Genomic DNA, 22,873 nt, shown 5'->3' with positions numbered 1-22,873 from the left:
CTAGTTCAGGTCGTCGATATTCAGATCGTCCTGCAATTTGCTGGCCAAAGTACCACTGACTTCGAAGTTAGCCGGCGTAACCAGGAAAATTCGGTCCCCGACCCGCTTAATTTCACCGTTGACGGCAAAAACGACCCCGGTCATGAAATCCACGATGCGCTTGGCGTCTTCACTTTCAAGGTGCGTGAAGTTCACCAGCACGGCAGTGTTACTGAGCAAATTGCGGCCGATCTCCTTAGCATCCGAATAGATGCGGGGTTCGTACAGCTCAATCTTGGCGCCTTTGTTTGCCGGCTGGCTCATGGACACCACGTTGTTCCGGTTGGGCGTGACGCGGTCCTGAGCGGGAGCTGGCGCCTCCGCTTCCGTTTCCGGAGCAGCTGGTTCGTCTTCGTAATCGTCTTCGGTGTCGTTCATGTCGAAGAACTTGCCAAATGCGTTACCAATTTTACTCATAGCTTCTTACCTCCGTCAGATTACTGACGACGACGCTTGAAGAATGGGGGCTGATCGTCGTCGTTCTCACTTGCAGCCTTGGTCTGGCTTTCGAACACGTCGAATTCAGTCTTCTTGGCGTCATCGAAGTTGGTGTCGTCTTGACGAGTTGCCTTTGGTTCAGGGTCGCGGCGCATGTCCCAGCCAACGAATGGGTCGTCGCTGGCGGTGCGCTTCTGGTCACGGTCAGCTGCTGGTCGACTAGACTGGCGGCTTTCACCCTTAGCTGGCGTGGAATCAAGACCCGTGGCAATTACAGTAACAACCACTTCATCGCCCAGTTCCTCGTTGATGGAGGTCCCGAAGATGATGTTAACGTCGTTGGTTGCCGCCTGGGTCACAATTTCAGATGCGTCTTGCGCTTCAAACAGGGAGAGATCTGGGCCCCCGGTGATGTTCAGCAGCACCTGCTTAGCGCCATCAATGGCAACTTCAAGCAGTGGTGAGGAAATCGCCTTCTTGGTTGCTTCCACGGTCCGGTTTTCGCCAGTTGCGGAACCAATCCCCATGAGGGCGCTCCCCTGGTTGGCCATCACGGTCTTCACGTCGGCGAAGTCCAGGTTAACGTACCCAGGGCTCGTAATCAGGTCGGAAATCCCCTGCACACCTTGACGCAGCACGTTGTCGGCCGCCTTGAACGCTTCCAGCATTGGCGTCTTCTTGTCGACAATCTCCAGCAGGCGGTTGTTAGCAATAATTACCAGCGTGTCCACGTGTTCCTTGAGGGAGGCAATGCCTTCCGTTGCGTTCTTGCCGCGCTTAGGGCCTTCAAAGGTGAATGGCTTGGTCACAACCCCAACGGTCAGTGCCCCCTGGTCCTTAGCAACCTTAGCCACAACGGGTGCAGCACCGGTCCCGGTACCACCACCCATACCACAGGTGACGAAAATCATGTCGGCACCCTGGAGTGCGTCAGCGATTGCTTCTTCGCTTTCTTCAGCGGCCTTTTGCCCAATCTCTGGGGTTGAGCCGGCACCCAGGCCCCGGGTCAGCTTCGGGCCAAGCTGAATTTTGGTTTCAGCCTTAGAGCTGGACAGTGCCTGAACATCCGTGTTTGCAACAATAAATTCGACACCTTTGACGTCTTCGGCAATCATGCGGTTAACGGCGTTACCACCGGCCCCACCGACCCCAATGACCTTAATTACTGCGCCAGTGTCGTTCTGTTCATCAAGTGAGAATTCCATCTTAGTTCCTCCTACTCGGGGATTTTATTAATCAAAAAATGTACCGAAGAAACGCTTGTAGAATGGTTCCTTCTTCTGCTTCGGCTCTGGTTCTACTTCGGTTGCTGCGGGCTTTTCCTCCTGCTGCTTTGCGGCTGCAGGGGTGCTCTGCTGAACCTTCGCGCTAGTAGTTGTTACTGCTGGCGCGTTCACTGCGGAAGCCACGATGCGGCTGATGTCGCTCATGTGGGCCGCGGTGTACACCAGACCCAGCGCCTGGGTGAATGCGGGGTGGCGCAAACCAACCTCGCTCGGCACGTACAGCTTTACCTGCCGGCCGAAAATATCATCCGCGAGGGCACTAACGCCAGGCAACGCGGCGTTACCCCCAGTTATGACGATGCCCCCGGGCAAATCCAGCGCGTGGGCAGCAACCAGGGCGTCATTCAAACGGGTCAGCGTCTGAGTCAGGCGCGCCTCGATGATTTCCGCCAAGTACTTCTCGGAAATCGTGACGGGGTTTGACTTACCCACCACGGTCACGGGGAACGTCTGCTCCTCGCTGGCACTTAAGGTATCCGCCGTCCCGTATTCACGCTTAAGCCGTTCAGCGTCGGAGAAGTTCGTGTTCAGCACCACGGAGATATCCTTCGTGATGTACTCGCCACCCTCAAGGTCCGTCGTGGTGAACTTCAGCTTCCGGTCGTGAATGACGGCAGCGGTACTCTGCCCACCACCAAGGTCAATCACAACCGTGCCGAAGTCCTTTTCCCCATCGGAGAGAATGTAGTCCCCGAGTGCCAGCGGTGCGGCGATGAACATCGCCACGTTCAGGCCCGCCTTCTCGACGGCCCGGCGCAAGTTGTGGAGTACGGTCTTAGGGACGGTGAATAATAATCCATGCATCTCAATCCGTACCCCAATCATGCCGCGCGGATCGTTAATCCCATCGAACCCGTCAACAACGAATTCATCCGGAATCAGCGACAACACCTCGCGTTCAGGGGGCAAGTTCCGCGTTAAAGCAGTGCTTGCGACCTTCCGCACATCATCGGCGGTTATTTCTTTACTTGTATCCCCGACGGCAATCATGCCGGATACTTGCTCAATCTGGAGCATGCTTGCGGGCACACCCACCAGCACGTCGTGGATTGTGATGCCAGTCTTATCAGCTGCCTGTTGGGCGGCTGCACGAATTGTCGCGGCGGTCTTATCAATATCGACAATCACACCGCGGGACATGCCTTCAGCTCGCTGGCTGCCAACACCAATCACACTCAGTTGCCCGGATGTTATTTCAGCGGCAATAACCTTGATTGAAGTGGTCCCGATATCAAGACCGACGTAAACGTCTTGATTCCCCATGTGTCTGGACCTCCTTATGTTTACGTATTTAACGTTTTATGTGCAATTTTTATTATTAATACAATTTTGAGTTTACCACATTAGAAAAAGAAAGCGTACGCTATCAGGCGACATTTAGCCCAGAAATCACGTTATTTTGTGCTTTTCGGTACAAAATAGGCGCCAACTTCCAGATCAACGGTGCCTTTGCCCTTAACCTGGCCTTTAATGCTGGGATAATATTTAATTTTTTTTGCCAATGTGCGCGAGTCGGCGACGATGGTATTCCCGTCGTTCATCACCAAGGTGACTTGGTACGGATTCCCGTTGCCGCGCGTGGCGTCCACTTCGGAGATGTCCTGGCGAATCGCCGCTGGAATCTTAGCGACAACCTGGATAATATTCTTGAGGTCGTTATCAAACCCGGAGAACAGCGGCAGCCCCTGCTCCGGCTGGGCGCTCGACTTCTTGAGCACCGCACCGTTACTTAAAACAGCGTGATTCGCACCGTTTTGGGTAATATACCCCACCGTCGCGTACTCACTGACCCGTACCGTAACGTTCTGGGCCCCCGCGACGTTCACCCGGACGGATTTCAGCGCCGGCACCTTGCGTTCAACTTGATCCGCAAAATCAGCATGATGCAACAACACTTGCGGAATATACGTGCGCTTGCTCATCTTCGTGGCGTCAATTACGTCCTGATTCGCAACCACGCTGGTCCCCTTCACGGTAATGTCGGCCACCTTCGACCAGGGTGAGGCCATGTAGCCAGACGCTGCCGCAATCAGCAGCAGGGGCACCGTGATGATGACCAGGTTCCGGACGTTGCGGCGGTGGCGGATGTGTTGCACGTTCGGGAGCGGCTTTGGTAATGGCTCGTGCACATATTGTGGCCGCACACCGGGCCGTGCCCCGCTGCGTTCTTTATCTGTCGTGGTCATTTTGCCGCCCCCTTTCGCGTTTACATATTACTTACCCAGCGCACCCATGGCGTCGCGGAGTACCTGAATCAACCGGTCCGTTGCGTCCGGGACCCCCATCTTCTTGCTGGCAGCGGCCATCTCGTTGAGCTTACCCGCATCGGACATCAAATCGTCAACGGTGTTCGTGAAGCGGTCAGCCAGTTGCGGCTCTTCAATCACAACCGCAGCGCCCACCTTCGCCAAGCTTTCAGCGTTGTGGAACTGGTGGTTGTGCGTCACGTTCGGACTGGGCACCAAGACTGCTGGCAGGCCCAGTGCGGTCATCTCGGACAGAGTGGTTGCCCCGCTGCGGCTCACCAATAGGGCCACGTCCGGCAATACCTTTTCCATGTGGTCGATGTACGGCACAATCGCAACGTTGGCGGGCAGGGTGCCCAACTGCTGCAAAACGTTGTCATAATGCGTAGTCCCGGTGGCAAAGAGCACCTGGTAGCTGGCATCAGCAAACGTGGACATACCCGCAATGGCCGCCTTGTTCAGCATCGGCGCACCCCGTGAACCGCCGAAAATCAGGACGGTCCGCTTCTTCGGGTCCAGTTCGAACTCGGCTAACTGCTGGTTAGGCTTAAGCCCCGCAACTTGCTGCGCGCGGGGATTCCCCGTGAGCACGGTTTTGCTGGCCGGGAAAGCTGTGGCCACGTCCGTGAAGCTGATGGCAATCTTGGTCACGAAACGAGCGAGGAACTTGTTAGTCACCCCGGCGACCGAGTTGGATTCGTGAATGACCGTGGGAATGTGCATCCGGCTGGCAGCGTACAGCGTTGCCCCCGAGACATAGCCCCCGGTACCGACTACAACGTCCGGCTTGAAGTCCGCCAGAATCTTCTTCGCGCGCGTCACACTGGCCAGGAACATCCGTACCGTCTGGATGTTGGTGCTCAGGCCCTTAAAGTTCAGCTTGCGGCTAAAGCCCTGAATTTTAACGGTGGCAAAATCCACCCCGTGCTTGGGCACAATTCGGGATTCAAGTCCCCGTTCAGTCCCCACATAGAGGGCGGCATCCAATTCACCGGTTTCCTGCAAGCGGTCAAGCAATGCTAGTGCTGGATAAATGTGACCACCAGTACCACCACCTGAAACTAATACGCGCATCGTGTTTCCTCCAAAAATCTAGCCGTTAATCAGCACTAAAATCTACTTAAGTTTTGCAACATCCGCGATGAACAGGTCACCGCGTTCTTCAAAGGTGTGGAACTGATCCCAGCTTGCTGCCGCCGGGGAGAGCAGAATGACATCACCTTCAGCACTGAGCTTGTAGGCCGCTGGCACAGCTTCATCGAGCGTGGTGACCCGATTGATTGCCGTAATGCCGGCGTCCTTAGCTGCCTGCACCATCAAAGCGGCCGTTTCGCCGTACGTGACCAGTGCCTTAACGTGCTTTTGCATAAGCGGTACGAGGTCGTCCATGGACAAGCCCCGGTCAAGGCCCCCGGCAATCAGTACAACAGGTTCCTTGAAGGCCGTGATGGCCACACTCGCAGCTTCCACGTTGGTGGCCTTACTGTCGTTGTAGAACCGGCGACCATTGAGCGTGGTGACGTACTGAATGCGGTGCTTAACCCCGGTGAAGGAGCTGAGCACGTGCACAATCGCAGCGTTATCGATACCATGCAACTTCGCAACTGCAATTGCTGCCAGCGCGTTTTCGACGTTGTGGTTACCAGGAATCTTCAGGTCATCAGCCGCCATAATCACTTCGTCATCGAAGCACAGCATGCCGTCTGCGTTCAGGTATGCCCGTGCGCCGTCCGCGTGCTTGCGGGAGAATGGCACAATCTGGGCGGCAGAGCGCTTAGCCAAGTCGTGCATTTCGGGCAAATCCCAGTTCATCACGAAGTAGTCGTCCGCCGTCTGGTTCATGGTCAGACGCATCTTCGCGTTCACGTAATTCTCCCGGTTGCCGTGGTAATCCAGGTGGGCTTCATAAATGTTTGTCAAAACCGCAATGTGGGGGTGCAGCTTAGTAATTCCCAGCAGCTGGAAGCTTGAAAGTTCCGCCACGATGGTTTCACCCTGCTTGGCGTCCTGGGCGACCTGGCTCAGAGGGACACCAATGTTCCCGGCTGCGTGGGCAACCTGGCCCCCAGCGTTGAGCATCAGGCCGATGAGCGTCGTGGTGGTTGTCTTACCGTTAGTCCCGGTTACCCCAACCCAGTCCGTTTCGGAAACTTCATAGGCCAGTTCTGGTTCGGTAATGATTGGAATCTTCAGTTCTTGCGCCCGCACCACCATGGGGTTGGTGTACGGAATTCCGGGGTTCTTCACCATCAGTTCGAAATTCTCATCGAGCAGTTCAACTGGGTGATGGCCGCTAATCACGCGAATACCATCTTCAACAAGCGCTTGGGCGTCAGGATTTTCGTGGAAATCCTTGGCGTCGTTAACGGTGACGAGCGCGCCCAGCCGGTGCAGCAGCCGTGCGGCGTTCAGCCCACTTTTGGCCAGTCCTAATACAAGCACTTTTTTGTTCTGATAATCACTGATTGCCTTCATTTTGGAAACTTCTTTCTTAAATTATCTATTTGGATCAAAACACGCACTGGGAGTTGCACCCAGAACGTGCATTCCGCCAATATTACTGACGGCGCTAGTTGGGTGCGTGCCTAGAAGGCAAGCAGGTAAATCGCACTGGCGACAATCCCAATCAGCCAAAATGTAATGTCAACGCGCCATTCACTCCAACCCAGCATTTCAAAGTGGTGGTGAATTGGGGCCATCTTAAAGATGCGCTTCCCCGTCAGCTTGAAGGATGCGACCTGCAGCATGACACTAGCCGTTTCGCAAACGAAGATAATCCCGATGAGCAGCAATGACCATTCGCGGTGCAGCATGAGCGCAACGGCGGCGAGCATCCCCCCAAGGGCGAGGCTCCCAGCATCCCCCATGAAGATTTGGGCCGGCTTGTGGTTGTACATCAGGAACCCAATCAAGCCCCCGATGACGGCCAGACAGAGGTATTCCACGTCCTGGCGCCCCATCTGCGCGGCAATGATGGCGTACGTGCCAAAGGCGATGCTGGCCTGCCCGGCAACCAAACCGTCAAGTCCGTCAGTCAGGTTAACCGCGTTACTGAAGCCGACGAGCCAGATGGCCGCGAAGAGGATGTAAAACCAGGTGCTGTTCACGGTGCCGATAAACGGCATCGCGATGGTTGGCTTGAAGCCCTCACGGAAGAAGACAAACAGGAAAATGGCGGCACCAACCAGCTGGCCCAGCAATTTCTGCCATGCCCTCAGCCCCAGGTTGCGCTTCATGCTGACCTTAACGAAGTCGTCGGAGAACCCGAGTGCCCCGTACAGGATCAGAATGAACAGTGCCATAAGTGCCGACAGACTGAGCTGGTGCTGCCAGGAACCGTACCAGAGAACCGTGACCACGATTCCGAGCATGAAGACCAAGCCGCCCATCGTCGGGGTCCCGCTCTTCTTTTCGTGCCACTTGGGGCCTTCCTCACGAATCATTTGGCCTTCCTTCTTCGCCCGCATGTACATGATGAAGAATGGCAGGATCAGAACCGTGATGGCGAACGCCGACACGAAGGGAATCAAAATTTGTGCTAAAGCCATTAAACTAAACCTCAATTTCTATTTGCTTGTGAAGGTCACCGTAACGGTATCACCCGTAATGAGCGAGCCCGCCTTGAGCGATTGGGCACTGGCATAACCCTCACCCTTCAGTTTGAACTTAACACCAGTAATCTGGGCCAATTTTAACACATCCGACTTACCCCAACCACTAACAGACGGCATTGTCATCGCCCCGTTCGTCATCAGAATCACCCGACTGCCATTCATTGCCTCTTGATTTGCGACCGGCAACTGCTGAACAACCTCATTCCCCGTGCCAATTACAGCGACCTGGAAGCCCTGCTTTTGGAGGTCGGAACGGACTGTCGTCAGCTTCTGCCCATCGAGGTTGCCAATCTTGGTCATCGCGCTACCCGCTTCTGAACCGGAGTTGCTTTCAAGCGCAATCGCCCGCTTGATGAGCGGTTTGAAAATCGTGGCGATGACGTCGTTCGCACTGACCGTCCCCGCCGGAATCTTCGGCTGCTTCAACGTGATGTAGACCAGATACTTCGGGTTCTTGCTTGGCACCATCGCCGCGACACTGTGCAGGTAGTTCTGCGAGCCGGCTAGGTACCCGTGGGCCCCGGAGATTTGGGCGGTCCCGGTCTTGACGCCGACATCCATGCCCTTAATCGCGTAGGAGCCCCCAGTCCCGTTCTCGTCCTTAACGACCTTGACCATGGCTTCCCGCACCTGGGCGGCGGTGTCGGCGGAAATCACCTTGGCGAGCTTCTTGGTCCCGTACTTGGTCACCTTACCGCTGGCCGTTTCAGTTTTGCTAACAATCCGTGGCTCAACCATCTGGCCCCCATCTGCAACTGCGGACATGGCCCGCAGCATCTGCACGACGGTGACGTTAATGGCCTGGCCAAAGGCGGTGCTGGCTTGGTCTGGCGTGCTGGAATAAGCGATACTCCCCGCACTTTCACTAGGCAGCGGCATCCCGGTCTTGCTGCCAAAACCAAACTTCTTCAGGTAGGACAACCAGGTCTTGGCACCCATCGCCTGTTCGATTTTGACCATCCCGACGTTACTACTACGGGTGAACGCTTGACTGAGCGGAATCATCCCCCACCCAGCCTTGTTCCAGTCGGACAGCGTGGCACCATCCACCTTAATTTGGCCGGACTTGTAGTATTCATTCGGGTGGTAGTTCCCGGAATTAATCGCCGCCGCGAGCGTCATGATCTTCATGACCGATCCGGGCTCGTACACGTCTTGCACGAGCATGCTGCGCCAGGCGTTCGCCAGCCCGCTCCCGGTGGTCGGTTCATACGTTGGCCGCTGACTGGTGGCAAGAATGGCCCCAGTCTTGGCGTTCATCAGGGTGGCCGTCATTGCCGTGGGCGAGTATTTCTCCTGCACCGAAGTCATAAGCGACTCGAGGTAGTTCTGCAGGTTGCTGTTGATGGTGGTGTACACCGTGCCGCCGTTTTGCGCTTTTTTCAGCGTTTTGGCGGTGCCAGCAACCGTGTAGCCAAAGCGGTCGGTCTGCATCCGCTTCTCCCCGTTCGTACCGGTGAGCAGCTTGTTGAAGGACTTCTCTAGGCCCATGGTTCCGGCCAGCGTGGTCAAACCGTTTTTGCTCGTGGTGGCCGTCGTGCGGCCAATTTCGTGGGAGGCAAAAATACCGTTGGGGTACAGACGGGCTGGCGTCGTGGTGAAGTGGATCCCGGCGAGGTTCTCTTTTTCAATCGCCTGCTTAGTGGCCAAACTAAGGCCACTACCCTCGCCGCCGAATTCCACCTGGGTGGTGTGACCGTTCGCGGGGTTCAAGCGCTTAAGGATTTCCGCTTCACTGACGGGCAAGTGGTTGGCAAGCAACTTAGCAGTCTTCGCCTTGTCCTTAACAATTTTACTCGTATCGCCCTTGTACTGGTGTTTAATAATCGCGTAAACCGTGTATGTATTCCCGGTGGAAGCAATGGCGTTGCCGTCGACATCAACAATCTCGCCGCGCTTGGCCACAACCGTTTTGGTGCGGGTCACTTGGGACAGCCGGCTCTTGGTCAAGTTATGCTCGTCCGCTTGGCCATGAATAATGAGTGCGTATTTAACGCCAATAAGCACCAACGCAAGAACCGTCAGCGATAACAGGATAAACCCGAACCACTGGCGGTTTCTGCGCAGGTGCTCTAGCATCTGCTTTTCTGACATGCGACCCTTGCGCTTGCTCATTTAACCGCCTGCTTGATGCTGCCGTTCACGACCGTCAGCCCGTGGGCCTTGGCGAAAGCGGTTAGCCGGGAGGAAGCAGTGAGTTCGCTAACCGACTGCTGGTATGTATCAATCTGTGTTGCAGTCTGGCTAATCTTGGTCTGCGTGTTCTGATACGTCCGCCGCGCACCGGAGAGGCCAAACTGGGCGAACAAGCAGAGAATGGCAATTGTAGTAACGGCAATTGCAATCGTGCAAACAAGCACCCGCTCAAGTGGCGAAAAGGCGACGTGCTTACTTGGTTGCGGCTGAACAACTGGAGCCGTTTTTTGCTGTTTTTTTGGTGCCTGCTGGGGCTGAGTCTGTGGGTCTAACATTCTTGCTGTGTTATCCACGATCATCTACACCTTTCTACTTTACCCGTTCGATAACCCGCAGCTTGGCACTGTGAGCTCGATGGTTATGCTCAATTTCTTCGTCAGTGGGAACAATTGGTTTCCGCGTTACCAACTTGAATGGGGCCTGCATCTGGTCCGGCATCACTGGCAATCCACGGGGAATATCCGGCGTGGATGAGACTTCACGAAACATCGTCTTCACGAGGCGATCTTCCAAGGACTGGAACGTGATGACCGCAATCCGGCCGCCAACATTCAGCAGCTTAAGCGCGTCAGTCAGTGAATCTTCCAGTGCCCCGAGTTCATCGTTCACCGCCACCCGCAGTGCTTGGAACGTCTTCTTGGCGGGATGGCCGCCCGTCCGCCGTGCAGCCGCGGGAATGCCGGCCTTGATTAATTCAACCAGCTCGAAGGTGGTTTCCACTGGTTTTTCCGCCCGGGCCCGTTCAATCTGGCGGGCAATCTGTTTAGCGAACTTCTCTTCCCCATAACGGCTGAAAATCCGGACCAGCTCATTGAATGACCACTCGTTGACAATCGTGCGGGCCGTCAAATCCTGGCTCTGATCCATCCGCATATCCAGGGGCGCGTCGAAGCGGTAGGAGAACCCGCGCTTTGAATCATCGAACTGGGGACTAGAAACCCCGAGGTCGTATAACACCCCGTCAACACTGTTCACGCCAACCTCAGCTAGCGCATCCGCAATGTTGCGGAAGTTCGTGTGCAGCAAGTGCAAGTTCTGTGGGAATGGCACCAGGTTCTGCTTAACCGCGGCGATGGCGTCGGCGTCCTGGTCGAATGCGTACAGCTGACCGTCCGTAAGTTGGGCCAGAATCTGTTGGGTGTGTCCCGCCCGGCCCAGCGTAGCATCTACATACGTGCCGTTTGGCTGAATATTCAGTTCATTTGCTGCGGTGTGTAAAAGCACCGTTTCGTGTGTATATTCCATGCTTATAACCCAAAGTCCATTAGATTTTCGGAAATTTCGTCAAAATCATCTGCCGCCGAATCGGCAAAGTTGTTCCAGCGTTCACTGCTCCAGACTTCAATCCGGTTGGCAACCCCAACCAGAACACATTCCTTCGCCAGCCCCGCGTGATCCATCAAGGGCTTCGGAATGTTAATCCGGCCTTGGCGATCAAGTTCACACTCAGTGGCAGCAGAGTAGAGGAACCGCACGAACGTCCGCGCGTCTTTCTTGGTTAGTGGCAGCTTAGCAAGTTTTTCTTGCAGCGCCTGCCACTCAGAATCGGGGTAACCGAACAGGCAACCATCCATGCCGCGGGTCAACACGAAGTTAGCCCCTAATTGTTCACGGAATTTTGCCGGAACAATTAGACGGCCTTTCGCATCTAGGTTGTGATGGTATTCACCCATGAACATGCGCCGGCACCCCTTCCATAGTGCCAATATTACCACAATCCCCCACTTCTCTCCACAATTTACCCCAAAGAACCATAATGTTACCAAAATGAAAAAATTAATAACAGAAAACAGTACGTATGTTCGCAAAAATACGCAAAAAAAGACCGAAGATTGCGCATCTTCGGTCAATTTTAAACTGTGGTGCGGTGGTGGGGGCTAAACCCATTTTTACAGCGAATCACGTTTAGATTACGCCGCTCCAAGCAGTGCGCCCACCCACCAGATGGTCGTAAAGATTGCCAGAACAAACGTTATTTGATTTCCGTAACTTTTAAATAACAAATCATCGTCGCGACTAACCATGAAAAATGCCCACAGGATACCGCTTACAGCCATCATACTCACGCATAAAAAGAAGTAGTCTGGGTTGGTGCCCCCGACCTGCAGCCAGATTGCCAGTAAATTCACAAATGGCTGCAGGTAAAATGGGATGCGTCCCCACTTGAAGCGCCGCGACAGCGCAACGCCCACGCACGCCAATACTAGCCAAATAATCGGTACCACAACAGTCACAACCAGACCTCCCACATCGCGCCCGTTCTTCTGTTTCTACTTGGTAGTTTACCGTGCACAGGTTGTTATGTCGACCTGGATTTCCCGTTATTTGCACTTTTGGGTTAAATTTAGAAGTCACTTAACCAATGCCGGCAACACCGTATTGCGCATTTAGGCGAAAACAGGTAGACTGATTTTTAAGTAAACGAACAAAAGGTTGTGAATTCAGTGAGCGAAAAGAAACAGAAGAGCACGATTGCTAAGGTAACCCAGGTTGTTGTCTGGATGATGCTGATTGTCACCATCTTGGGCGCCGTTCTCGGTGGTCTTGCCGGTTTCCTTTAGGCAATTGCCGCAACACCAAAAAACACCCCGCAAAATTTTGCGGGGTGTTTTTTTATCGATTACGTTGGTCAAAATGCAATTATTTTATACGCGAAAAAGTCTTGGCGCTGTGAATCTAATGAGGACCAGAACAATTGCCGTGACCAGAGTTGATGCGACCGCTGACCCGCCGTTGATAATCAGCGAATAGAGCCATGCCGACTGCCCCTTGGGCGCATAACTACCCCAGTAAATAATGCCGGCGATGAAGTGGCAGTAATACTTCGCAAAAGCGCCAATTACGGTGCCCAGGATGATCCACCCAGACGCATTGCCCTTGCTAACACTATGCTGCACGCGCCGCGAACAGATACCAGCAAACCCCACAAACGCGAACGCCACGGGGAATTCGAGCAGCCCCTGCCAAACGTTCAAGACACTACCGCCAGAAAAGCCGCGCAACACCATGTCCAGCAGTCCCCAGACTAAACCCGCCATGAGCCCCGGCCGGACTCCGCGCCGCAACGCGTACAAAATGACGGGGATGAGGCCAAACTGCACCTCAATCGCGGAGACCCCCACCGTGTGGGGGATATACTCCAGCGCCTCGGCAAAGGCCACCATCACGGCGCCTTCCACCAAAACGTTCAACTTGTTACCTTGTGCCATCGATAGTCACTCCTTCTTGCCCAGATTGCACCCGCAACCTGGGCGAATTGTAGTAAGTAGGAAAACCACTCGTCTCCCCACAAATACCACCACACGGAGTTCATTGGGCCAGGCCCATATTCACTTCCACAAATCCCTACGCTCGTACTAACGAACAGGTTCGAAGGGTTTAGGATTGCTCCAATCTCAGCGTTTTGCTCCCCTTTGTGGTGACTATAGGCCGAGGTTACCGCACCGCCTCGCCCCTGTCAATAACTAGCCAGCCGGCCGCAAATGCAAGTTTATTCAGTAAGCGTTTTTTCGGTATCTTTATATAGAAGCAACGATTAACGCAGCGCACAAAAAAGGCAAGGATTAACGTCCCTGCCTTGCACATTGTCAATTCATTTAGTTATTGCCGAACCACTTATCCTGAATCTTGGCGAGTTCACCATTAGCCTTCAACGTCTTCAGTCCGGCGTTAATCTTGGCGTCCAGCTCGCTATCGCTCTTGCGCATCCCCACGGCGAATGCTTCAGCCGGGAAGGTGCCGTCGTAGATCGAGTAGTCGCTTGGGTTCTTCTGGTGGGCCACGTAGTAACGAGCGTAGACCTCATCGATGACAATCCCCTGAATGCGGTTAGCCCCCAGGTCAATGAACGCATCATTGAACGTGTCGTAAAGGACTGGCTTGCCCTTCACGATGTCCTTCAGCTTCTTCGGCTCCGCGTCGATGTCGGCAGCACCGCTAGAACCGGACTGGGCCCCAACCACTTTGCCCTTCATGTCAGCAAAGCTCTTGATGTTGTCCTTGCTCTTGGTAACCAGCACCTGGTGGTTCTCCAGGTAGTTATCGGAGAAACGCACCACCTTTTTCCGGTCCGGCGTCACTGAGTACCCGTTCCAGATTAGGTCAATGGTTTGGTTCCGCAGTTCGGTTTCCTTCATTGACCAATCAATGGTTTGGAAACTGCACTTCACCCCGTACAACTTGAACACAGCCTTCGCCAGGTCAATATCATAACCTTCAAGCTTACCGGACTTGGCCCGAAAGCCCATGGGGACAAACGAATCGTCCAGCCCGATAACGACCTTCTTTTCCTGCTTAATTCGCGGCCAAGAATTCTTGGTCGTGGTCCGGGCGCAAGCTGCAAGTGACGATACCGCAACGACGCTCAGGACCAAGGCCACGATAATTTTGGTAATTCTACGCATATTAGTCCTCCGTTCCAGTAGGCATCTTGAACACCGTGTCTGCGACCGCGGCCGCAAAGTCCATGTCGTGGGTAACGACAACCTGCGTCATTCCGCTTTGCTTGAACTGGTTCAGCATTGCCGCCACGTTGTCCCGCAGTGCTGGGTCCAAGGCGCTGGTTGGTTCGTCATACAGCAGCACATCGGGGTTCAGGGCCAGGGCGCGGGCGATTGCGACACGCTGCTTCTGGCCCCCAGACAGGGTTGCGGGGAATGCGTCTGCCTGCTGCGTCAATGACAGCTGGGCGAGCAGTTCATCTGCCTTGGCATCAGCGTCTTGCTGGCTGGTGCCACTCAGCGTGGGTGCCAGCGTGATGTTCTTCTTGACGGTGTATTGGGGGAACAAGGCGAAGTTCTGGAAAACAACCCCCAAAATCCCCTGCTTCCGCAATTCATCCGGCGTCGTCTGCTTGCCGTTCCAAGTCAGCTTGCCAGCATCGGCTTCTTCAAGACCCGCGATGATCCGCAGCAGCGTGGTTTTACCAACCCCGGATGGGCCAACGATTGCCAGCGTCTTCCCGTCCGTCACGGTCAAATCGAGACCATTCAGAATTGTGCGTCCGTTAAACTTCTTTGTAATTCCAGTTAATTCCAACATAATATCTTCCTCCGTCTCTTCTGCTTAATCGAAGTTGGCGTACTTCTTCTCGATTTGCTTTTGAATCATCGTCAGGACGAACGTCAATAGCAAGTAGATAATCCCAACAAGTACGAGTGGTACCAGCGTTACGTCGCGTGCGGTCGCGATGTTCCCGGCCCGGAGCAGATCGCCCAGCCCGATAACGTAGACCAGTGAACTGTCCTTCACCAGGTTGATGACTTCGTTCCCGATACTTGGCAGCACAATCTTGGTCACCTGGGGAATGATGATGTAGCGCAGCGTCTGCCAGCGGGTCAGGTTCAACACGGTTGCGGCTTCGAACTGGCTGCGGTCAACAGCTTGGAATCCACCACGGAAGATTTCGGCAAAGTAAGCGGCGTAGTTCAGCACGAATGCGAAGATGACGGCTGATGATCGGTCGAACACGACGCCGATGGTTGGCAGGCCGTAGAAGACGAAGATCAGTTGCAGCAGCAATGGCGTGCCGCGGAAAATCCAGGTGTAGATACTGAGCACCCAGCGGATGAAGATGGCGATTGGGTTTTTCGCGCCCTTGGTCAAGCCGAGGGAGAAAAGAATCCCGAGTGGAATGGAAACCACCAAAGTTAAAATGAAGACCCACAATGTTGTCCAGGTCCCGCTGAGCAGTGCGGGTAAAATTTCACCAATGTAATTCATAGATTTTTCCTCCCAGAAAAATAATTTCAATTTTTAAGATCGTCGTTGAACGAAAAAAGCGCCCCCTTGCAGCAGCTGCAAGAGGGCGCCAAGCGCGGTTCCACCTCATGTACGTTTAGCATTCACACACTAAACCTCACGTGGTTGAATAATCCAGGTCGAGATGGAAAAATAAAAACCGCCCCCTGCTGTTGCCAGCAAGAGGGCGGTTAATCCGCGGTTCCACCTCATGTACGTCCACCAGTCACCTGGTGCACCTTACCTGGTTGAAAATATTCAACCACCGACTGTAACGGGTCAACCCGGAGACGCCTACTTTATTCAACGCCTCGCTCACGGATGTGTGTACCTGGAGTAACCACCCACTTCTCAGCCCCGTGGGTTCTCTGTGTGTCACCGGTCAAGTACGATTCCGATCAACGATTTTTGATGTTGAGACTAATTTACATCGTCGGTCAGCGGATGTCAACTACATTTCTGAAAAAAGTTTTAGAATTTGATTAATTGTGCTTAACCGTATCCACCATTAAACCTAAAAACAGGCCGCATCCGGAATCCGGATGCGGCCTGTTGCGCCATTGTGCGCGTTAGTTATCGGAGCTCCCACCAACCCCAAAAATCTGGAGAATGGTGATGAACAGGTTCAGAAAGTCCAGGTAGAGCATCACAGCCCCCTGAATCGCCAAGGAGTTGATTGCGACTTCACCCGAAGCGGCGGCGTACGCATAAAAGTGACGCAGACGCTGGGAATCGTAAGCGACGAGGACGATGAAGACCCCGACGATCACATAGTTCAACAGCATCGCCATCCCGGCAGAGCCGATGAAGAAGTTCACGAAGGTCATGAGCAGCGCCCCGAAGAGCAACATTGTGGCAATTCCGCCGGCCCGGCTAAGGTCTTTCTTCCCGAACACCCCAACTGCGGCCATGGTGCCGAAGACAATCGCCGTCACCACAAGCGCGGAAACAACCGTTGCGCCGTTGAAGTAGTACATTACGGACGCAAGCATCGTGCCTTCACTGGCGGCCAGGCCCAGGAACATGAGCATGGCCCGCCCCGGATTCTGGATGGCCTTCCGCCCCATCCCCGCAAACAGGAAGATGAATGGCAGGAAGGTCATGATGAACTTGATGATTGGGTTCGCCGCAAGCAGGGCGAAGTATGAATCGCGGAAGACGTAACCCAGCATGAACGTCACGATTGCCGTGACGATGACCCCGAGCCCCATCATTCCGTATACCTTACCGAAGAATTGGGCGACACCCGTTTCGTTAACTTCACGCCGTTCTTGCATGATACCATTCCTTTCTGTAACGCTGTTTTATTAATAAACAAGTATAGCGACTTAGCACGGGTTCGTCCACCCGCCTAAAGTCCCATTTTGTTGTTTGTCACAAAAACGCGCGGCAGCTTAGCGCAGGTTCAGCAAGTCCTTGTAGGCGCGCTCGTACTTCTGCACGTCACCGGCACCCATGAAGACCACAACCGCATCCTTGTATTCAAGCAGTGGCTGCATGTTGTCCAGCTTAATCACCGTACCACCGTGGCTAATCTTCGCGCCCAAATCTTCGGAGGTCACGGAGCCACTCTGTTCCCGGGCGGAGCTGAAGATGTCCGTCAGGAAGACCACGTCGGCCTTGTTCAGGCTCTCGGCGAATTCGTCCAGGTAGGCAATCGTCCGGCTGTACGTGTGCGGCTGGAAGACAGCAATCAGCTGCTTGTCGGGGTATTTCTGGCGCGCAGCATCCAGGGTCGCATCAATTTCACTTGGGTGGTGGGCATAGTCATCGATGATGGTCATGTCCGCAACCTTGGTTTCGGAGAACCGACGCTTAACCCCAGAGAAGGTTGCCAGTTCCCGCGCAATGTAGCTCGAATCCAACTTCTCAGCGTGCGCCACCGCCACAACGGCCAGGGCGTTCAGCACGCTGTGTTCACCAAACAGCGGTACGGCAAAGTGACCGATGAATTCGTCGTGGAAGTAAGCGTCGAATTCAGAGCCGGTGGTGTTGCGCTGCACGTTTTTGGCGATGTAGTCGTCCTTGTCACTCGTCCCGTAGTAGTAAACCGGTACGTCAACTTTGAGCTTACGCAGCCAAGGATCATCACCCCAAGCGAAGATGCCCTTCTTGACCTGCTTGGCTTCGGTTTCGAAAGCATCGTAAACATCTTCAATCCCGGTGTAGTAGTCGGGGTGGTCGAAGTCGATGTTGGTCATGATGATGTAGTCAGGGCTGTAAGCGAGGAAGTGGCGCCGGTATTCGTCGGCTTCGAAGACAAAGAACTTGGAGTCAGGTTCACCCTTACCGGTCCCGTCACCGATGAGGTAACTGGTCTTCTCGACCCCGCCTAGTGTGTGGGCGAGCAAACCAGTCGTGCTGGTCTTACCGTGGGCACCGGCAACGCCGATACTGGTGTAGTTGTTAAGCAGCTGGCCGAGGTATTCGTGGTAACGGTAAATCTTCAGGCCGAGTTCCTTGGCGCGCACGATTTCGGGGTGTTCGTCGGTGAAACTGTTCCCGGCAATAATCGTGTAGCCTGGCTTGATGTTGTCCGCAGAAAATGGCAGTGACTCGATGCCCGCCTGCTCCAAGCCGCGCTGTGTGAAGGTGTACTGGGTAATATCACTACCCAATACCTGATGACCGAGGTCGTGCAAAATGAGTGCCAATGCGCTCATCCCAGAGCCTTTAATCCCAACAAAATAATCTATTTCTTCAGTCATAAACCGTATTCCTCTTTCTAACTAGTGGTGCCGTTTTTGCTTGCCAGTCTGACTAGACTTGTACTCGGCGAACGCTTGGTGAATGTTATACCGATTCGGGCGTGTGCCCCCCGTGAAGATTGGGCGCCCTGTTTCCTGCCGCTTCTTCTGGGTGTGCGCCCGATTTTGTACCTGTCGGGATTGAATTCTACCCTGCTCAGCCAATTCGGTCAATGTTGCCGGAATGTGTTCCGACTCCGCCGCATCCGCCGCCAGACTCAGGATATCCGCGTCAGTTGTGGGCTCCGCGACCGTCTCGGGGTCAGATGTAACTTTTTTGTGCAGTGCTGAATAAGTTTCATCGTCTGCCTGACCCGCCGCGGTGGCCGCAGCGGTTTCCGCAGCTGCAGCGCTGGTTTGCACTTCAACCGGCTGGTTTGCTGCCACTTCGTCCGCAAAAGGCACGGCTTGGTCCGCATCCGTTGCCATCAGCACTACTTCCGCGTCCGTACGCCGCAGGTTTCTCCGCACCGCCGCATAGTCAACTGCCGGCTTGGCTTGCCGGGGAATCGTACTAGGTGGCGTGACGAACTGGGACATGGGGTCAACGGAGTGGTAAGTTGGCTGGACATCAGCGCTATCAGCCTTGCCCGCTTGTTTGTTGGTGTGCTGCGGCGCTTTTGTCGCAGGCTTGTCGTCGCTTTGAAAAACGGGGCCATCATAATGCGCCATCGTCTGCAACTCCCCTCATTTCATTTACTAACAATAATACCACAAAGCGGGCGTAACTTGAGGCCCAGCGCAAGCAAAAAGGACCCACGCGTGTGCGCGGATCCTCATCAACTACTTAGCGGCCAAAAATGCGGCTGCTTTGTCAAAGTCATATGGCGTCCCAGCTGCAACGGTGTCTGGAAGAACCAGAATTCCGCGTTCCTGTGGGGCGTTCGGCAGCGCCAGCTCGCGGGCTGAGCACAGCATGCCGTAGCTATCGACCCCACGCAAAGCACCTGGCCAGATGACCTTCCCGTCAGGCATCATGGCGCCTGGCAGTGCGGCAACAACGTGCTGACCCAGGGCCGCATTCGGTGCACCACAGACAATCTGCTTGGTATAGCCGCCCAAATCCACCTGCGTGATGTGCAGGTGATCAGAATCTGGGTGGGCAACAAACTCGGTTACCACCCCGATGACAAACTTAGGTGTCGCGTCGGCTTCAAGCTGCTGGGTGAAGCCGGCAGCAGTTAAGGCTGCATTGAGCTTAGCTACCTGGTCTGGAGTGAGGAAAACCTGGCCGCGGGCATCAATGGTGCCCAGAATCTTGCTGACGTTAAAGAAGTTCACGCCGAGTAGCTTGTCATCTTTACCGGTGATAACAACCACATCCCCAGCCTGCTTGCTGGTCTGGTTTGCTTCATCCTGTGCAACAATTGCAATGAGTGTATCGCCCAATGAATCTGGGTTGTAGCTAGTAATCAACATTTGATCGAACAATCCTTTCGTAAATAACGTGCTTTCTTTTTCGTCCCGATTCGGTATACTATCTGTGAAAAGGGGCGATATTATCGAAAAATCAAAATTAGGTGCAACGGCGACCGTCCTGACTGTCGGCGCAGTCATCCTGACCGGTGCGTGCGTTGCCAGAAGTAAGTTCATCCACGCCCGCAACATGCGCCGCGCCCTGGCAACCGCTAAGGCGCAGACCAGCAGTAAAGTGGTGGGGTCTTTTTTGGATCACACGCCGATTGTTTCCGATGATGGCACCCTTGAATACAACGGCGGGGTCATCGTTATGCGTAACCGTGAGCGCGAAGTTCTGCCGTTCACGTATATCGAAAGCACCAACCAAATTAAACGGACCATTGCTTAAGCAGCCACTTATCTAGCTGCTTTTTTTGTATTCCTAATACCGACCAATCAGCTGGTAGATGCGACTGCCCTTGCTGCTGAATTTGTGTTCGTATTCAGTTTCAATGTTACCCTCAATCTTCGGGTCGTTGTGCAAGTCGAGGCTGACCATGTCGAACTTCATGCCGTAGTTGTTCATGCTGACCAGGGAGTATTCGAATAGACCCTGGTTGTCGGTCTTGAACTGCAACACGCCGTCCTTGGCCATGATAGCCTTGTACTGGTCGAGGAAGGACTTGTACGTCAACCGGCGCTTCTCGTTGCGCGTCTTGGGCCACGGATCGGAGAAGTTCAGGTACACCCCGGTCACTTCTTCAGGAGCAAAGTATTCAGTCAGGTTCGCCCCATCACCCAAGATTAGTTGCAGATTCGGCAGTTCGAGTTCAACTTGCTTCCGCAGCACGTAGGCAATCGCCACTTCCTGCAATTCCAGCGCGATGAAGTTAAGTTCTGGGTGCGCGGCAGCCATCTCGGTGATGAACTTCCCCTTCCCTGAACCCACTTCGAGCATCAGTGGCTGGCTTTGTGCAAACCGTTCCTGCCACTTGCCCTGCATGCCAACAGGCTTCACGCTAATCATTTCAGGATGGGCTTCAATGAGTGGTCTTGCCCACGATTTATTCCGCAGTCGCATATTATTCTCCTCGTATCGGAGGCGCCTTGCCGAATGCAAAACCGCCCCCGTAATTTCTTAACAATCCAGCTTACAAATATATAGGAAATTGGTGCAAAACGCAAATCATCGCCATCAGCGGCGCCGCGCTTAATCAGCGATGCGCCTGCGCAAATAGCCGTTGACCAAAACGGGAACGAACACCAGACCCAGCACCAATACGAGCGCACTCGTCAATGCCGGGGCGTGGACAACCTGCACCAAACCCAAAATGACAGCCTGCACGTATAGCACCACGGACACAATGCGGCTCCACGCCTGCTTGCGTCCCGCCGCCGCAACTGGATAGATGTGGGTGAAGACAATCTCCCGGTACCGGACCGCTAATGGCAGCAATTGGTAGCCGAGCAGGTAGCTAAAGGCCAGGTCAATAATCAGTCCCAGCCACCACGTTGGCGCCACCCACATGGCCAGTGCGCCCACAATCATCAGGCGGATGCACAGGCCGAAGTATTCCTGACTGCGCACCAGCCCGCGCACGAGCAGGTAGGCCCAAGTTTGCGCGTGGACTACCGGAACGCGCCGGAGCAGCCAATCGAGGTACTTCCGCCGCCGCACCCCACCACCGAGGCCAGGAACATCGGTGAACAGGTTGTAGAATCGGTAAATGGTTGCCATGCGGCTAGCTTCGCGCTTCACCATGCGCAACACGTTAAGTTGTTCGTGCTTGCGGGCCGCAATGGTCGCATACGTCAGGCCCGCGGCGGTGACTGTCCCCAGCAGTGCCAGGGGCAATAGCGCCGTCAGCTGGCCGACCAGCAGGAAGCCAAAGTCGAGTGCGACGATGACGAGGCGCATCCGGTCCCATTTGTGGTTAAATAGCCCGGTCAACTGCACAGACATGCTGGCGTAGGCAAAAGTCAGCTGCTGCACAATCACCGCAATGAGAATCGCCACGTTAGGATTACCACCCACGGTCATGAGGGGCCAAAGCGCAACCGTGGTCGCCAGTTCAATCACAACTGGGAGCATCATACTGTAACGCCGGCCCTGATTGAGGTATCCGCGCATCGCCCCCGCTTTAGGCAGCAAGAAGGCCACGTCCGCTTTTTGCATGAGGGTCACTAACCGTCCCAAAAGCAAAGACGCAGCGGCAACGCCCGCCACCACCAGGTTCACCCAGAACGGGTGGCCGTAGATGCCACGAACGAAATTACTGTAGGCGTACAGCAGCGCCCCGAACAAAACCAGCAGTACCAAAACGAAGTGGTCGTTGAACACTCGCTGGAGGTACTTGGCTTGTTCCTTCTGGTGCCGCCGCAGCCGTGTTTGCCACAGCTTATCCATCAGCGTGCCTCCCCGCTCGTCATGGCCATGTAGATGTCATCGAGGCTGGCGTCAGCAATGTGCAGCTGACTGCGCAATTCATCGAGCGTGCCAGTCGCGCGCACCTGCCCGTCCCCCAGCAGGACAAAAGCGTCAGCAGCCGTTTCCGCCGTCGCGAGCACGTGCGTAGACATCAGCACGCTTGCGCCGCGTTCCTTTTTGGCCCGCACCAAATCCAGCAAATCATGCACCGCCAGTGGATCCAGGCCGGTGAACGGTTCGTCGATGATGAAGAGCTTGGCCGAAGTGATGAATGCCGCCGCAATCATCACCTTCTGCTTCATCCCCTTGGAGAAGTTATCGGGGAACCATTCCAGCTTGTTGGCCAAGCGGAACTTTTGCAGAATCGGTTCGAGGTCAATCCACGCCTGCTTTTGGTCCAAGTCATAGGCCATCATCGTCAGTTCCAGGTGTTCGCGCAGGGTGAGGTCGGGATAGAGGACCGGCGTTTCGGGAACGTACGCGATACTCTGGCGATATGCATTCTCGTCTTGCTTGAGCGTCACCCCGTTCACCTTGATACTGCCAGTGCGTGGCGTGAGCAGGCCGATGATGTGTTTAATCGTGGTGGACTTGCCGGCCCCGTTCAACCCGATGAGCCCAACAACCTGGCCGTCCGGAACCGTGAAGGTCACGTCTTTTAGTACGGGTACCTGGCCGTACCCACCAGAGAGTGCGTTGACTTCTAAACTCATATCTATACTCCCAATCTTGAAACCGGTGC

The 22,873-nt window shown here is 54.6% G+C and carries 25 protein-coding genes and 1 riboswitch; of the genes, 2 read left to right on the top strand and 23 right to left on the bottom strand.

Going from position 1 to position 22,873, the window contains the following annotated elements; genetic code table 11:
• The 12 genes from FC18_RS01120 to FC18_RS01065 form a co-directional block, all read right to left on the bottom strand.
• A complete protein-coding gene (locus FC18_RS01120) occupies window positions 1–456 on the bottom strand; it encodes a cell division protein SepF (protein ID WP_054676371.1) in 456 nt (151 codons plus the stop codon).
• A gap of 20 nt (window positions 457–476) precedes the next feature.
• A complete protein-coding gene (ftsZ, locus tag FC18_RS01115) occupies window positions 477–1,682 on the bottom strand; it encodes a cell division protein FtsZ (RefSeq protein WP_056975322.1) in 1,206 nt (401 codons plus the stop codon).
• 27 nt (window positions 1,683–1,709) lie between these two features.
• Window positions 1,710–3,026: a cell division protein FtsA gene (gene ftsA, locus FC18_RS01110; protein WP_054676374.1), complete on the bottom strand. Its 1,317-nt coding sequence runs from the start codon at window positions 3,024–3,026 to the stop codon at window positions 1,710–1,712.
• A 131-nt stretch (window positions 3,027–3,157) separates the two neighbouring features.
• Complete coding sequence (locus tag FC18_RS01105; RefSeq protein ID WP_054676377.1) at window positions 3,158–3,949, bottom strand: cell division protein FtsQ/DivIB; 792 nt, start codon at window positions 3,947–3,949, stop codon at window positions 3,158–3,160.
• Window positions 3,950–3,976: 27 nt separating this feature from the next.
• Complete coding sequence (gene murG, locus FC18_RS01100) at window positions 3,977–5,083, bottom strand: undecaprenyldiphospho-muramoylpentapeptide beta-N-acetylglucosaminyltransferase (RefSeq protein WP_056975321.1); 1,107 nt, start codon at window positions 5,081–5,083, stop codon at window positions 3,977–3,979.
• A gap of 42 nt (window positions 5,084–5,125) precedes the next feature.
• Window positions 5,126–6,484: a UDP-N-acetylmuramoyl-L-alanine--D-glutamate ligase gene (murD, locus tag FC18_RS01095; RefSeq protein ID WP_056975320.1), complete on the bottom strand. Its 1,359-nt coding sequence runs from the start codon at window positions 6,482–6,484 to the stop codon at window positions 5,126–5,128.
• A 110-nt stretch (window positions 6,485–6,594) separates the two neighbouring features.
• The gene (mraY, locus tag FC18_RS01090) at window positions 6,595–7,557 is read right to left on the bottom strand and encodes a phospho-N-acetylmuramoyl-pentapeptide-transferase (protein WP_056975319.1); all 963 of its coding nucleotides are present in this window, start codon (window positions 7,555–7,557) and stop codon (window positions 6,595–6,597) included.
• An 18-nt stretch (window positions 7,558–7,575) separates the two neighbouring features.
• A complete protein-coding gene (locus FC18_RS01085) occupies window positions 7,576–9,738 on the bottom strand; it encodes a penicillin-binding transpeptidase domain-containing protein (protein ID WP_235804195.1) in 2,163 nt (720 codons plus the stop codon).
• A complete protein-coding gene (locus tag FC18_RS01080; RefSeq protein WP_156300777.1) occupies window positions 9,735–10,112 on the bottom strand; it encodes a hypothetical protein in 378 nt (125 codons plus the stop codon). The genes FC18_RS01085 and FC18_RS01080 overlap by 4 nt, the downstream gene beginning before the upstream one ends.
• Window positions 10,113–10,128: 16 nt before the next feature.
• The gene (gene rsmH / locus FC18_RS01075) at window positions 10,129–11,064 is read right to left on the bottom strand and encodes a 16S rRNA (cytosine(1402)-N(4))-methyltransferase RsmH (protein ID WP_054676382.1); all 936 of its coding nucleotides are present in this window, start codon (window positions 11,062–11,064) and stop codon (window positions 10,129–10,131) included.
• Window positions 11,065–11,066: 2 nt separating this feature from the next.
• On the bottom strand, window positions 11,067–11,498 hold the full coding sequence (gene mraZ, locus FC18_RS01070) for a division/cell wall cluster transcriptional repressor MraZ (RefSeq protein ID WP_054676384.1): 432 nt from the start codon (window positions 11,496–11,498) through the stop codon (window positions 11,067–11,069).
• A 231-nt stretch (window positions 11,499–11,729) separates the two neighbouring features.
• A complete protein-coding gene (locus tag FC18_RS01065; RefSeq protein WP_054676387.1) occupies window positions 11,730–12,053 on the bottom strand; it encodes a hypothetical protein in 324 nt (107 codons plus the stop codon).
• 210 nt (window positions 12,054–12,263) lie between these two features.
• Here FC18_RS01065 and FC18_RS11880 point away from each other — a divergent pair, with 210 nt between their 5' ends.
• On the top strand, window positions 12,264–12,380 hold the full coding sequence (locus FC18_RS11880; RefSeq protein WP_082403815.1) for a DUF4044 domain-containing protein: 117 nt from the start codon (window positions 12,264–12,266) through the stop codon (window positions 12,378–12,380).
• Window positions 12,381–12,464: 84 nt separating this feature from the next.
• Here the strand turns inward: FC18_RS11880 and thiT are convergent, their stop codons facing one another.
• The 8 genes from thiT to ytpR all read right to left on the bottom strand — a co-directional run bounded on the left by thiT (window position 12,465) and on the right by ytpR (window position 19,724).
• Window positions 12,465–13,028, bottom strand: coding sequence for an energy-coupled thiamine transporter ThiT (thiT, locus tag FC18_RS01060; protein ID WP_056975318.1), 564 nt, complete (start codon window positions 13,026–13,028; stop codon window positions 12,465–12,467).
• A 115-nt stretch (window positions 13,029–13,143) separates the two neighbouring features.
• Window positions 13,144–13,242: riboswitch (TPP riboswitch) on the bottom strand.
• 173 nt (window positions 13,243–13,415) lie between these two features.
• On the bottom strand, window positions 13,416–14,222 hold the full coding sequence (locus tag FC18_RS01055; protein ID WP_056975317.1) for an amino acid ABC transporter substrate-binding protein: 807 nt from the start codon (window positions 14,220–14,222) through the stop codon (window positions 13,416–13,418).
• Window position 14,223: 1 nt separating this feature from the next.
• A complete protein-coding gene (locus FC18_RS01050) occupies window positions 14,224–14,859 on the bottom strand; it encodes an amino acid ABC transporter ATP-binding protein (RefSeq protein ID WP_054676390.1) in 636 nt (211 codons plus the stop codon).
• A gap of 24 nt (window positions 14,860–14,883) precedes the next feature.
• Window positions 14,884–15,540 (bottom strand): amino acid ABC transporter permease, encoded by a 657-nt coding sequence (locus FC18_RS01045; protein ID WP_056975316.1) that lies wholly within the window; start codon window positions 15,538–15,540, stop codon window positions 14,884–14,886.
• Window positions 15,541–16,127: 587 nt separating this feature from the next.
• Window positions 16,128–16,835 carry a Bax inhibitor-1/YccA family protein gene (locus tag FC18_RS01040; RefSeq protein ID WP_054676396.1) on the bottom strand — a complete coding sequence of 236 codons (708 nt, stop codon included), beginning with the start codon at window positions 16,833–16,835 and terminating at the stop codon, window positions 16,128–16,130.
• A gap of 117 nt (window positions 16,836–16,952) precedes the next feature.
• Complete coding sequence (gene murC, locus FC18_RS01035; RefSeq protein ID WP_054676398.1) at window positions 16,953–18,266, bottom strand: UDP-N-acetylmuramate--L-alanine ligase; 1,314 nt, start codon at window positions 18,264–18,266, stop codon at window positions 16,953–16,955.
• A gap of 21 nt (window positions 18,267–18,287) precedes the next feature.
• Entirely contained in the window at window positions 18,288–18,977 is a 690-nt protein-coding gene (locus FC18_RS01030) for a hypothetical protein (RefSeq protein ID WP_054676400.1), read from the bottom strand.
• Window positions 18,978–19,088: 111 nt separating this feature from the next.
• Entirely contained in the window at window positions 19,089–19,724 is a 636-nt protein-coding gene (ytpR, locus tag FC18_RS01025) for a YtpR family tRNA-binding protein (protein WP_054676403.1), read from the bottom strand.
• 64 nt (window positions 19,725–19,788) lie between these two features.
• On the opposite strand from ytpR, the gene FC18_RS11995 reads away from it, so the two are divergent.
• Window positions 19,789–20,112, top strand: coding sequence for a hypothetical protein (locus tag FC18_RS11995; protein WP_054676406.1), 324 nt, complete (start codon window positions 19,789–19,791; stop codon window positions 20,110–20,112).
• Window positions 20,113–20,145: 33 nt separating this feature from the next.
• Here the strand turns inward: FC18_RS11995 and trmB are convergent, their stop codons facing one another.
• The 3 genes from trmB to FC18_RS01005 all read right to left on the bottom strand — a co-directional run bounded on the left by trmB (window position 20,146) and on the right by FC18_RS01005 (window position 22,844).
• Window positions 20,146–20,784, bottom strand: coding sequence for a tRNA (guanosine(46)-N7)-methyltransferase TrmB (gene trmB / locus FC18_RS01015; protein ID WP_054676410.1), 639 nt, complete (start codon window positions 20,782–20,784; stop codon window positions 20,146–20,148).
• Between the two features lie 129 nt (window positions 20,785–20,913).
• Window positions 20,914–22,110 (bottom strand): ABC transporter permease, encoded by a 1,197-nt coding sequence (locus tag FC18_RS01010; RefSeq protein WP_056975314.1) that lies wholly within the window; start codon window positions 22,108–22,110, stop codon window positions 20,914–20,916.
• Window positions 22,110–22,844 carry an ABC transporter ATP-binding protein gene (locus FC18_RS01005; RefSeq protein WP_056975313.1) on the bottom strand — a complete coding sequence of 245 codons (735 nt, stop codon included), beginning with the start codon at window positions 22,842–22,844 and terminating at the stop codon, window positions 22,110–22,112. The genes FC18_RS01010 and FC18_RS01005 overlap by 1 nt, the downstream gene beginning before the upstream one ends.
• Window positions 22,845–22,873: the final 29 nt, after the last annotated feature.

Source organism: Lacticaseibacillus sharpeae JCM 1186 = DSM 20505 (genome assembly GCF_001436225.1).
In the GTDB taxonomy this organism is placed as follows: Bacteria; Bacillota; Bacilli; order Lactobacillales; family Lactobacillaceae; genus Lacticaseibacillus; species Lacticaseibacillus sharpeae.
The sequence above is the reverse complement of the archived record's forward strand: the minus strand, read 5'-3'. Positions and strand labels throughout refer to the sequence as shown.

Coding starts and splice junctions, on each gene's coding strand:
- FC18_RS01120 (WP_054676371.1), bottom strand. CDS start 456: ATGAGTAAAATTGGTAACGCATTTGGCAAGTTCTTCGACATGAACGAC.
- ftsZ (WP_056975322.1), bottom strand. CDS start 1,682: ATGGAATTCTCACTTGATGAACAGAACGACACTGGCGCAGTAATTAAG.
- ftsA (WP_054676374.1), bottom strand. CDS start 3,026: ATGGGGAATCAAGACGTTTACGTCGGTCTTGATATCGGGACCACTTCA.
- FC18_RS01105 (WP_054676377.1), bottom strand. CDS start 3,949: ATGACCACGACAGATAAAGAACGCAGCGGGGCACGGCCCGGTGTGCGG.
- murG (WP_056975321.1), bottom strand. CDS start 5,083: ATGCGCGTATTAGTTTCAGGTGGTGGTACTGGTGGTCACATTTATCCA.
- murD (WP_056975320.1), bottom strand. CDS start 6,484: ATGAAGGCAATCAGTGATTATCAGAACAAAAAAGTGCTTGTATTAGGA.
- mraY (WP_056975319.1), bottom strand. CDS start 7,557: ATGGCTTTAGCACAAATTTTGATTCCCTTCGTGTCGGCGTTCGCCATC.
- FC18_RS01085 (WP_235804195.1), bottom strand. CDS start 9,738: ATGAGCAAGCGCAAGGGTCGCATGTCAGAAAAGCAGATGCTAGAGCAC.
- rsmH (WP_054676382.1), bottom strand. CDS start 11,064: ATGGAATATACACACGAAACGGTGCTTTTACACACCGCAGCAAATGAA.
- mraZ (WP_054676384.1), bottom strand. CDS start 11,498: ATGTTCATGGGTGAATACCATCACAACCTAGATGCGAAAGGCCGTCTA.
- thiT (WP_056975318.1), bottom strand. CDS start 13,028: ATGGCACAAGGTAACAAGTTGAACGTTTTGGTGGAAGGCGCCGTGATG.
- FC18_RS01055 (WP_056975317.1), bottom strand. CDS start 14,222: ATGCGTAGAATTACCAAAATTATCGTGGCCTTGGTCCTGAGCGTCGTT.
- FC18_RS01050 (WP_054676390.1), bottom strand. CDS start 14,859: ATGTTGGAATTAACTGGAATTACAAAGAAGTTTAACGGACGCACAATT.
- FC18_RS01045 (WP_056975316.1), bottom strand. CDS start 15,540: ATGAATTACATTGGTGAAATTTTACCCGCACTGCTCAGCGGGACCTGG.
- FC18_RS01040 (WP_054676396.1), bottom strand. CDS start 16,835: ATGCAAGAACGGCGTGAAGTTAACGAAACGGGTGTCGCCCAATTCTTC.
- murC (WP_054676398.1), bottom strand. CDS start 18,266: ATGACTGAAGAAATAGATTATTTTGTTGGGATTAAAGGCTCTGGGATG.
- FC18_RS01030 (WP_054676400.1), bottom strand. CDS start 18,977: ATGGCGCATTATGATGGCCCCGTTTTTCAAAGCGACGACAAGCCTGCG.
- ytpR (WP_054676403.1), bottom strand. CDS start 19,724: ATGTTGATTACTAGCTACAACCCAGATTCATTGGGCGATACACTCATT.
- trmB (WP_054676410.1), bottom strand. CDS start 20,784: ATGCGACTGCGGAATAAATCGTGGGCAAGACCACTCATTGAAGCCCAT.
- FC18_RS01010 (WP_056975314.1), bottom strand. CDS start 22,110: ATGGATAAGCTGTGGCAAACACGGCTGCGGCGGCACCAGAAGGAACAA.
- FC18_RS01005 (WP_056975313.1), bottom strand. CDS start 22,844: ATGAGTTTAGAAGTCAACGCACTCTCTGGTGGGTACGGCCAGGTACCC.